Origin of the sequence: Acetobacter pomorum (assembly GCF_002738225.1) — a bacterium.
GTDB lineage: Bacteria > Pseudomonadota > Alphaproteobacteria > Acetobacterales > Acetobacteraceae > Acetobacter > Acetobacter pomorum.
The window spans coordinates 1-990 of the sequence record NZ_PEBQ01000158.1 but is presented as its reverse complement, the minus strand read 5'-3'; the positions used below and the strand labels follow the sequence as shown (position 1 = coordinate 990).

Annotated in this window: 2 protein-coding genes; both read left to right on the top strand. The window is 51.4% G+C overall.

What is annotated here, in order from left to right:
* Positions 1–164 precede the first annotated feature (164 nt).
* Positions 165–329 carry a hypothetical protein gene (locus tag CSR02_RS12680; protein WP_241810878.1) on the top strand — a complete coding sequence of 55 codons (165 nt, stop codon included), beginning with the start codon at positions 165–167 and terminating at the stop codon, positions 327–329.
* On the top strand, positions 326–990 hold a 665-nt coding region (locus tag CSR02_RS12675; protein ID WP_208616835.1), incomplete at its 3' end, for a Fic/DOC family protein. The genes CSR02_RS12680 and CSR02_RS12675, both read left to right, overlap by 4 nt.

Here is a 990-nt window from a genome sequence, read left to right as displayed (position 1 = left end):
TTGTGCAAAACAGACTTTTTCATAATCTAACCCGATGTACAACCCTTCTGTGAGATTTCCGCGTCGAGCGTTACCGAGAGGAATTAGCAAATCTGACGTTTGAGCCAGTTTCTGCGGATATGACGTCTTTCTATAAGGTCCTGATCCGGGACGCGATGTGCGTCATGAGCGAACTTGATAGGCCAGATCGCAGTCAGATAGCCGAAATAAGCTCTCTTACAACCCTACTTATTGAGGCATGCGTACCGGTGGAAATTTTCATGGATTTTCTTCAACGCCTTCATGAGGAACTGGATGAACCAATCCGCCCTACGGAAGGAGATGAATGATGCCCGTCACCGACCCTTATCTCTATCCTGGCACGGAAGTTCTCGTGAACAAGAAGGGCTATCAGAATGCTGAACGCCTTCGCATTTTTGAAACAACCCGGTATCTCAGCCGTGCGATAACCATGCCCACGGATACCAACGCGACGTCCGCCCTTAAGGATTTGCATCACCATCTCTTTCAGGATGTCTACGACTGGGCCGGTCAATACCGGACGTGCGATCTCGCTGTTGATGGTCGGAAAGGTCTTCATCCAGACCGGATTTCCCAGTCAGTTCAAGGCGTATTCCAAAACCTGAAAGCCAATAATGGTTTGCGGGATCTCTCTTCCGACCGTTTTGCGCGGGGAGCTGCCACCCATATTGCCGCTTTGGATAAAATCCTGCCTTTTCGGCAAGGAAACCAGCAGGTCACCCTGCTTCATCTCTCACACCTTGCTCGGAACGCCGGCCATAATTTTGACCTCAGCCAACTCGATCACGATCAATGGAACAGAGCCTGCGGCAAAGCGGCAGTCAATGACGAGCGTCTTATGATGCATGCCATCGCAACGTTATTTAAGTCTGGCCGAACAATGACGCCCGACCAGGCACGTCGTGAAGCTCTGTCGCTCCGTGATCCAGCACGCCAGGAACTGCAATCCGGGATTGATGCGGCCACCAG